Source organism: Verrucomicrobiales bacterium, assembly GCA_016793885.1.
Lineage (GTDB): Bacteria > Verrucomicrobiota > Verrucomicrobiia > Limisphaerales > UBA11320 > UBA11320.
In genome coordinates, this window is the sequence record JAEUHE010000257.1 from 1 (window position 1) to 9448 (window position 9448).

Annotated in this window: 5 protein-coding genes; 2 read left to right on the forward strand and 3 right to left on the reverse strand. The window is 59.6% G+C overall.

What is annotated here, in order from left to right:
- Positions 1-256 precede the first annotated feature (256 nt).
- Positions 257-1378 carry a DUF2293 domain-containing protein gene (locus JNN07_27995; protein MBL9171605.1) on the forward strand — a complete coding sequence of 374 codons (1122 nt, stop codon included), beginning with the start codon at positions 257-259 and terminating at the stop codon, positions 1376-1378.
- Positions 1379-1620: 242 nt separating this feature from the next.
- On the opposite strand, the gene JNN07_28000 is transcribed toward JNN07_27995, so the two are convergent.
- The 3 genes from JNN07_28000 to JNN07_28010 all read right to left on the reverse strand — a co-directional run bounded on the left by JNN07_28000 (position 1621) and on the right by JNN07_28010 (position 7400).
- Positions 1621-4347, reverse strand: a complete 2727-nt coding sequence (locus JNN07_28000) for a beta-propeller fold lactonase family protein (protein ID MBL9171606.1) — start codon at positions 4345-4347, stop codon at positions 1621-1623.
- 148 nt (positions 4348-4495) lie between these two features.
- Positions 4496-5269: a sigma-70 family RNA polymerase sigma factor gene (locus JNN07_28005; GenBank protein ID MBL9171607.1), complete on the reverse strand. Its 774-nt coding sequence runs from the start codon at positions 5267-5269 to the stop codon at positions 4496-4498.
- A gap of 118 nt (positions 5270-5387) precedes the next feature.
- On the reverse strand, positions 5388-7400 hold the full coding sequence (locus tag JNN07_28010; protein MBL9171608.1) for a CHASE2 domain-containing protein: 2013 nt from the start codon (positions 7398-7400) through the stop codon (positions 5388-5390).
- A gap of 179 nt (positions 7401-7579) precedes the next feature.
- Between JNN07_28010 and JNN07_28015 the strand changes: the two genes are divergently transcribed.
- Complete coding sequence (locus JNN07_28015) at positions 7580-9007, forward strand: tetratricopeptide repeat protein (protein ID MBL9171609.1); 1428 nt, start codon at positions 7580-7582, stop codon at positions 9005-9007.
- Positions 9008-9448: the final 441 nt, after the last annotated feature.

Below are 9448 nucleotides of genomic sequence, written 5' to 3' on the forward strand. Positions count from 1 at the left end.
GACCCAGTCCGTCCTCTCCTTCTCAATCTTTTGCTTTCTTCCACGGGCACACTTGGCGATCCAGACTTCGATTAGTTATTTCGAACAATTTCCCTTCGGTCTTTGTTGACAAACCACATACCCGTCCTTCGCGGTTCAACAACCTTGGGAGTTGTTCCCTAAATCTGTCTTACACCCGTCCCGACCGCCTGCCATTCTTTCGGCTCCCATTCCTTCGGCTGGACGGTCACAGAGCTTTGATCTAGGATCGCATCCCATGATGAGTGACACGCTTTCATCATCGGTCACCTTTCGGGATCGAGTCACTGCCGCTGCCGAATCGGCCCTCAAGAAGCATGGTTCGGTAGGCCCGCTGGAGCTTTTTGAACGGATGGGCTTCGTGCACCAGTGCCACCTTGATGGCTGGCGCCAAGGCAATGAATATTATCAGGTTCTGGAAGCCTGGATTCAGGTGGGACCCGAGAAATACCAGAAAACTCTGGAACACTTCGCCGAGTGGGCAAAGGAACGCGGCATGCGCACCATCGAGGCTTCATACACCCGCCGCACGCCACGAGGGTTGGAGCAACTGCATGTCACCGAGGACGGCGATCCGGAACGCGAAGCATTCTACCGAACACACTACGCCCCCGCGGAGTTGAGCAAAGCCAAGACCGAACGCCTCGCCGCCAAGCTGAGCAAACCACCCGACCTCGTGGTCTTCGAGAAAGTCAGCGAGGAGGGCAATTGCACTGAATGCGGCACTGAGCTGTTCAAAGGAAGCTTTCTGTTCATGGAAAAGAAGCAGCCGCTGTGCCTCGAGTGCGCTGATCTGGACCATCTGGTGTTTCTTCCGGCCGGCGACATGGCGATGACCCGTCGTGCGCGAAAATACAGCCCGCTCTCGGCAGTGGTCGTGAAATTCAGCCGCAGTCGCAAACGCTACGAACGTCAAGGGCTGCTCGTCAGTTCGGACGCCATCCTGAGAGCGACCGATGAATGCACCGCCGATGCTCCGGACCGTGAGCTGCGCCGCCAACAGGCAGCGGTTCACCGTCAGATCGAGGACGTCGAGTTCACTCAAACCGTGGCTCAGGCGATTCGGCAACAGTTTCCAGGTTGCCCCCGCAGCGAAGCCCAATCCATCGCCGAACATACCGCCGCGCGCGGTAGCGGCCGGGTCGGACGTTCGGCAGCCGGTCGCTTCCTCGACGCACGCGCCATCGAACTCGCGGTCATCGCCCATATTCGCCACTGCCACACAAACTATGACGAGTTGTTGATGCAAGGCACCGATCGGCTCGATGCTCGCAACTTGATCCGAGGCACAATTGCCGAAGTGGTGGAGAAGTGGAGAACGAGCAAGCCTCCAGGTCCACCCGGACAACAGGGAAGCTGAACCACGGATTTCTCGGATGACACGGATCCGCAACGCCTTGGAAGGAAGGCCCTCATCACCCTGAGAGGGAGTGCGAACTCGTGTTCAAGAATCTCACAAAGCCTTCTTAATCCGTGTCATCCGTGAAATCCGTGGTTAATCCATTCCCGAATTTAGGATAAAAACGGGCGTTGGCTTCCGCCAACGCCCGTGACTCTCTGATCCCAAACCAAATTTCCGCCTCGACCGAGAGGCCAGTTCATCTATTGTTCCTGAGTCAGGCGCAGGTACTTGGCCTTACCCTCGGTGGGCACCGCCACTTCGGTTCGAGGTCCGTTGGCAACGATCGGATAGCCCACCGGTTCCCAAACCGACTTAAGGGTTTCGCGCCCTTCGACCAAGTAGGAGGCTCCAGGGATGGAATCAAACGCCACCCACAACTGCTTCTCAGCGTAGCGAACCTGAAGCGGCACAAAGGGCGCCGTGCCGAAGTCGATCGATTCCAGAAACTTCACCACGAGGGCCTGGTAAGCAGGATCCTCCAGGACGTCCGGCAAACGCCCGTTGTCGGTGCGGTGCTTCACATCCGAGACCACCGCCGCCAGCGACTCCGCCGCGCCGTTGTGCATATAAGGCTGGAGATTATGCAGGCCCAGCAGGGAGGGCACATTGAAGCCAATGCCTTGGCCGTCGCTGTTATAGTCCCGTCCCAAAGCGTCCGGGGCGGGGAGCAACACTCCATTCGCCACGGCGGCACCGGCTTTTTCGATCGCTCCTACATTGTTGCCCAGGAAGTTCTCCTCTCCCGGAACACCTAAGTTGAACGAACCGACATCCCTGAGGAACCGGGTGAGGTACTGAGCCCCGATCGGATTCCCGACAAAGTTCGTTGGATTGCGCTCGGTGCGAATCTCCGTCCCGGCGGGAGGCGACGTGAAATCTTTGAGACTCACTGTCCAGTTCTGACCTCCGTGGCAGGTCGCACACCCCGCCTGCAGAAAGAGATGTCGTCCCTGAGCCACCTCCGGCAGCGTTGCATCGTAAGCTCCATAACCCGGGAGGGGAGAGTTGGGCGTCCGAACCGCATTGCGCACCCATTCGCGCATCGCCGTCAGGGCCGGCACCTTGTTGGTGCTCCCGGGAAGAGTGACCGTTACCTGGGGCCGATTGGCATTCGCGAGCGCGAAGGAATTCACAGCGCTCGGGGCCACGTTCAGATCGCCGTTGTCGCCGATCAGAAGCCCGTGATTGGGGTTCAACGCCCCGCCAGGCAAAGGTCCGGGTCCGGAGACATTGCGGATGTTGGCCTCGAAGTCCTCGACCTCGTCAAAAATGGCGGAGTAGTTCAATACACGCTGCTGACTGCGGTTGTGCGGGTTGAAGGTGGCATTCAACGGAACGCTCTTACGTGGGCCCGCGCCAAACTGCCAGACAACGCCGTCCGTTAGGCCTTTGAAATGGCAGCTCGAGCAGCTTTGCCACCCTTCGCTGGAGAGCCGGTCCCGCAGTGAATTGGTGCCGGGAATGGCGTCGAAATTGCCCCGCGAGGAGAAGAACATTTCGGCACCCACCAGATTGGTCTCACCCACGGAGCCCGGAATCGGCAGGTCGGAGGTCTGCACTACCGCAACCACTGAATCGGTGGTCAAATCCACCACCGACACATTCCTAGAAACAAAATTGGCTACATAGGCGCGTTTCCCATCACTGGTGATGGCCAGTCCTTGCGGGTTTTTCCCGGCGGCGGCACCGCTGGTGGCCGGATTGGTCGGGTCGTTGAGGTCGATATACCGAGTGGTGTTGGCATCCACTGTGAAGGATAGTTTGCCATCGGCCGCCACATCCAACTTCACCAAGGCGTCGCTCGCCGCGGAGACCACATAAGCATTGCCCACACCACTTTGGGTGGTGAAAGCGATGTCCCAAGGATTCGCGAAAAAGATCCGACGCTTGCCCGCCTCGGGATCCCGCGCACCCAAGTGCAGGTTCAGAAACTTGTTCGTGCCGCTATCAATCGGCGAGGCACTGTTGATGCCGTCGATCACACTGACAAAGGCGTGGGTATCCAGATTGAAGCGCAGCGGACCCGAGGGCGAAGCGGCGATGTTCGGCAGATAGGCCTGATCGCCCCGCAACACAACCCGCTGCAATTGGTTCGGGAATGCTGCGGTATCACCAGCAGGCGGATTGGTCTGCCCTGGAAACCGGAACCCAGTAATCTGAGGCGCCAGGGTCACTGCGCGCGCCACCTTGTAGTCCGACAGATAATAGGAAGTGGTGTCGATATCGATGACCGCAACCAAGCCCTCCTTCCCAAAATCGTCACCTTGTCGACCACCAGGCTTGGTGAAGGACAGGAAGCGAGCGACGAAGAGCTTTTTGTTGTCTTGAGAAACAGCCAAGCCACGCGGCTGGAAGTGGCGAGAACGATCGGGATCGTTCGCCAGGCTGTTCCTCAAATCAATGTGGCCGAGCACTGTCCGTGTCGCCACATCAATCACCGTCACCGTGTCCTGGCCGCTATTGGCCACAAAAACGCGAAGACCGTCGGGGGAACAAACGACATCCCACGGTTCCGCGCCGGTGGTGATGGTCGAGATCACTTTTGCGCTAAAAGTGCCCCAGGCCGGATCATCGATTTGAATCACACTGACGGAGTTTCCCGCGGCATTGGCTACAAAGGCGTATCGGTTGTCCGGGGTAAGCGCGATGCTCTCAGGGTCGTCCCCGACGGGAATTCTTGCCAGCCGTGTGTTCGTATCAGGGCGAATGACACTGACGCTGTCGTTGCCAGGGTTGACCACCCAGATCAGGCGGTCATTGCGGGAGATGGCGATCGGATTGGAGCTGGTAGGCCTCGCCCAAACCTGAGCGGAAGCCAAGCCCACATTGAGTTGCCATACTGCCACGGTGATAGGAACTAGCCACCAGGCCAAGGGAGAGACCCGAGGGCGGCGCACGCGCCAAGGGTTCGGAGGAATGATATTCATGCGTTCTGAGCGTTTTCCGGTGTTTTTGTTGCGGGCGGCACCCCATACGGTCGTCCGCTCAACCAACAGTCCGGAAATCAATTCCTCCCCCTTACAGCTTTTTCGAAAAATTTTTCCCGTGCCGGCAGATCCCTCGTGAATCAGAAGACTACTGAGGTCGGGAGCCGGCCGCGTTGGCCCGGCAAAGCAGCTCAAAAATGTAGCGGCGCTCGCTCGGAACTTCCTCCGGGCTAGCCACAGTGCGAGCGACTTCCGCTGTAATCAATTCGCCATAGCGGCCGCGGACCCGATTCGCCGCGGTGGTGACGGCTCCCAGCGTCATCTGAAGCGTCCGCGCAACGCCCGCATAGTCTCCCGAGTCAGTCTGATCCGTCAAAAAAGGCTGCAACTGATCGAAAAGCGGCCCCTTGCCTTGCCGCGCGTATTCTTCCCGAAGCCGAAACACAGCCTGATCATGGAGATCGAGGGCCCAACGTCGCTCGAACAGCTTCTCGGGGGAAAGCTCATCGATCGGTTCAAGCGCATACCGTTCCTCCGCAGTCTTCTCATCCAAGGACACAATGACCGACCCTCCGCCTCTTTTCTTCGCTTGGTCAAAATCTCTCAAATTGGCCATGAAGTAATTCAGGGAGCCGAGTAAAAAGGAGCGGAACTTCCCCTTGGTGCGATCCGCCGTGCCCACCAGATTCCTTTCGAGGATGTGGGAAAAGAAGCCTTGCGCGATGTCCTTGGCGTCGGCATCGGAGTGACCCTTGCGCCGGATGTAGGCGTAAATCGGATACCAATAAGTGCTGCACAAGCGGTTGAGTGCCTCGGCAGCAGCTGGCGAGCTGTCCCTACCCGCCGCGACAATATCCGTCCACCGCGTCGCGGGAAACCAGGCTGCCTTCTGGTCGCCTTCGCTAGATTGATCGGCCGACATGAGAAAATGCGTCGTTTGTTTGTCCGTTGAAAGGGGACCTTACGCTCAAACCAACACGTTTCAACCCTGGACATTCACGGGCTCGAGTGGAATCTCGGCCTGCTCCGCACGTAACCGCTCACCCCCCGGGACCAGGCTTCAGGCGCTGCGAGATCTCCATCAGATCCGCCTGCATCGCGGCAGCCGAAGGGTAGCGACGCGATACCTCCACCTCGCAAGCCTTGCAGGCGATGCGATTCAGCTCGAGCATCAGGCTGGAGTCAGGCTGAGTCATGGCCCGGGTCGGCAGCTCGGGGATCTGCTCCGGCTGCTTGCCCGTTAGCGCCACATAAAGCACCCGCCCAAGGGCAAACACATCCGCCGCCGCGGTTCCCGGCCCTTCTGGAGCCATGTAGCCTTCCGTTCCGATGCGACTCACATCTCCATGCTCCGAGAGATCCGTCACCAGATCGATATCCGCGAGCTTGGGACGCCGATGAACGAAAATGAGGTTGGCCGGCTTGATGTCCCGATGAACCAGCTGATGCTGATGCAGCCGATCCACCGCCGCCGTCAAAGCCAGCATGAACTCCAGGCAGTCCCGCGTCGGGAGCATCTCGCATCGCTTCAGCTCGCTGGCAAGGGTTCTAGGCGAGTAAGCCGCCGGGTCGATCTGTTGATCCATTCGTTGGTCGTCCCCCACCTCCATGATGTAGAAGAACAATCCGATCGCATCGTTCCTGCCCACATGCAGCAAGTTCACAAAGCCGTCGTGAGAGCGGGAGATGGGCATGAATTTTTGAATCCCACGGAACGCCCGCTCGTAGGGAACATCCGTCCCAAACCGGTTGCGATACACCACCTTTACCGCGTGGTAGATGCCCACTGCGTTGCGGGCGATCCACACCTGGCCGTAGGCACCCTCCCCAATACAGCGAATCAAGGTATGGTCCGGGATCACCAGAGCTTGAGCGGGAGCACTCCCCGCGGGCACCGGGTCCAAACGGGTCTTCTCCTGAACGACTGACCCAGGGTCACTTCCGTGACGCGGTGACGGTTCCATCCGAAGGACACGAAAGAACAAGACGCAGGGCAGCTGAACAAGGCCGACCACGGTCCAGGGAAACCAAACGCGCGCTGCCAATACGAAGCCGACGGAAGCGATCCCGATGGCGAGAAGTGTCAAAATGGTGACCCACCACAGATGAGGGCGGCGGACGTGCTGCAACCCGAATCCGAGCAGACATCCGCTGAACAGAATCACCGCCAGCTCGGGGAGCAACCCTAGGCGTCGCAAGGATTCGTTGTTCATCAGGTTGGAGTAGGCGATGGCGGCGATCTCCACGCCGGGAATGAAACTGCTGTTCCAGCGAGTGAACGGCGTGCCAAACAGATCCGTAACCTCTCCCCGCAGCAGAGTCTCGGGCTTTCCTCCAATGAACACCGCCTTGCCAGAAAAAAAGCCGGGCTCCTTGCTCTCGGCGTTGGAATAGGACATCGAGGTCGTCTCAAAGGGGCGGGCGGAGCCGTAATAGTTGAGCCAGCGCGCCTCCTTCAGGCGCCGAGCAGGATTCTGGGTGATCGGAGCGCCGGCCACCGTAGCCGCCGCCCAGTCCAGGCCGGGTTCCTGGTCGTTGCCGGCATCGTAGCGTCGGGCTACGCGGTCCGCATCGAGCTGAATTTTCGCCGTTCCCCAGGCGGCCGCGTTGGTCTCGAAGAGCGGAAGAGGTGGGATGAGAGTGTAGCTGAGCGCCACGCCTCGAATCGGAACCCGATCTCCGGCCAAGACCACCCGCCCATTCCTTCGCATCGCGCGGGCCAACGTCTCGTCCGAACCCGGATCACCCGCCTGTGTGAAGGTCACGTCGAAGACCACCACGCGCGCTTGGTCACGGCTCAAGCGATCCAGCAGACGGGCATGCAGCACTCGCGGCCAGGGTTCTCCGGGCTGCAGATGATAGTCCTGCAAGGCTTGCTGATCCATGTGGATGACCACCGGATCGGTATAGTCGTGACCGGGCAGAAACGGTTGGAGGAGGTCATAGCTCCAATGCATGAGGGAGAGGCCGACGGGGGTCAGGACGACAATCCATCCCATGAGGGCGCTGACCGCCGCCGCCAGGATCCCCATCGTTGGAGCAAGAGCACGCATTCGCAAATAACAACTAACCTGAACAGCCAAGAGTGCGAACCTGGACCCGGAAAATGCAAAAGAAATTGTGCCCCACAGTGTTCCCTGGATTCCCATCGGGCCGATTCTCCAGTGACGATTCGACCATACAAATCCCCGAGGTCCCGGTGTCTGGTAACTGAGATGGCCCGTGCCCAATCATGAAGACAATCAATGCCAACGACCCCCATACCAAACCTGAAACCGGCTTCTCAGCTCGGTTCGGCTGGCTGCTGGCCCTTGGGTGCGTTCTGTCGCTTATCCTCGGATCGCTTCGGGTTCCGCGCCACCATGACCAGGTGCCCGAGCCGACCTCCGAGGACACGCTAAGCAATGCGCCGGCCGCCCTCTCCGCCGGACCGGAAGGAAGCCGGAGACTTCCCGACCCTACCAGCTTCGATCCGGCGCCGACAGCAGAGGAAATCGTCGCCGGTAAACTCCAGCAGTTCACTCGGTCGCGCCGGGAACTAGCCCGGGAGATGGCTCGGCGAAAGGGCGTCGCAGTCCCAGATGATGTCGAACACTTCTTCAACGCCTTGGAGTCAGGAAAATGGGAGGAGATTGACAGGCAGTGGAAAATGTTGGCGAAAACGTCCCGCCAGTACAACGACTCTACCGATGACGATTCACCAAAGCTTGACCCGGTGTGGAGCGCGGTGCTCGATGCCTACGGGGTTGCCGAGCAGGTCCACGAATGGCCGGCGCAAAAGCTACTCGACTATGGTAACGCGATACTGGACTCCTTGAGGCCCGGCATGGTGTACGTCGGTGGCACGGATTATGGACGCTGGATCCCCACCCTGCTGAACGAAACGAGCGGACGCGACCCACACATCATCGTCACTCAGAACGCCCTGGCGGATGGTCGTTATGTGGAATACATGAGCACCCTCTATGGCGATCGGTTCGCCACGCTCACCGAAGCCGATTCACAGCGGGCATTCAGCGAGTATGTCACCGACGCCCGACGCAGGCTGGAACACGACCTCCAGTTCCCCGACGAACCTAAGCAGCTCCGCGCCGGGGAGGAGGTAACGATGGTCGATGGCAAGGTGCAGGTCGGCGGGCAGATAGCCGTCATGTCCATCAACGAGAATCTGCTCCAGGCGCTGATGGCCAAAAACCCTGATCTGGACTTCGCCTTGCAGGAGTCTTCTCCTCTGCGGAGCACCTACCCTGGCGCCCGGCCTCTCGGTCCGCTGATGGAATTGGGGGCCCAGGCTGATCAGAATGGCTTTACCCCGGAACAAGCGGCTCAGTCCCTGGATTACTGGCGCAACCGCGCTGAACAGGCCTTTTCCGATCCCGAGGCGATCCATTCCGAATACGCCCTGAAGTCCTACTCCCATGACACCGTGTCCGCGGCCAACCTATTGGCTGCGCACAATTTCACTGCGGAAGCCGAGGAGGCGTATCGCCTCGCTTCCCAACTCTGGCCGGGCAATCCTGAATCGGTCGCTGGGCTGGCGGACAGCCTCGTGCGGAACGGACGTGTCAACGAGGCTCGGCAACTGGTCAGCGAGTTTGAGCAGCGGTACCCCGATCAGGGGAGCGGCCTGCGGCGAATGGCGCAGCAGCACGGCTGGTAGACCCGGCACACCCCGCTGGGCGTTGAGGGTCGAATCCATTATGGAGTGCGGCAGCCCTCTGCCGCTTTGGTCCCCCCAGCGGAGCTGGGATCCCCCTCACGCCGGGTGTGATTAAATCCGGGTGAGGCTGTTGCTGTTCCAAGGTCGCATAGTACGATCGTTCTCTTGTATGGAGTTCCGCCTTCAGGCGGAAAGGCGGAGGAATTGTCCTAGCGGCATAGAATTTAGCCAACCAACCCACATCCATTCCCCGGGACCCGCCAACCGCCGCAACTCCATACGGGGTCGCGCCTCACCCGTATTTAATCACAACCCCTCACGCCCCCCTCGGAAATTCATTGTCATCCCAGAATGCCGATCTAGCTTAGGCCGTGACGATGCAACCGGCATTTCCTCTTGGCGGTCCAGAGGCTGCGCCCCGGGTTAGCGCCCAGCGCGCTC

Bases quoted from the DNA above. Each gene is read 5' to 3' on its own strand.
- JNN07_27995 (MBL9171605.1), top strand. From the start codon at position 257: ATGATGAGTGACACGCTTTCATCATCGGTCACCTTTCGGGATCGAGTC.
- JNN07_28010 (MBL9171608.1), bottom strand. From the start codon at position 7,400: ATGCGTGCTCTTGCTCCAACGATGGGGATCCTGGCGGCGGCGGTCAGC.
- JNN07_28015 (MBL9171609.1), top strand. From the start codon at position 7,580: ATGAAGACAATCAATGCCAACGACCCCCATACCAAACCTGAAACCGGC.
- JNN07_28000 (MBL9171606.1), bottom strand. From the start codon at position 4,347: ATGAATATCATTCCTCCGAACCCTTGGCGCGTGCGCCGCCCTCGGGTC.
- JNN07_28005 (MBL9171607.1), bottom strand. From the start codon at position 5,269: ATGTCGGCCGATCAATCTAGCGAAGGCGACCAGAAGGCAGCCTGGTTT.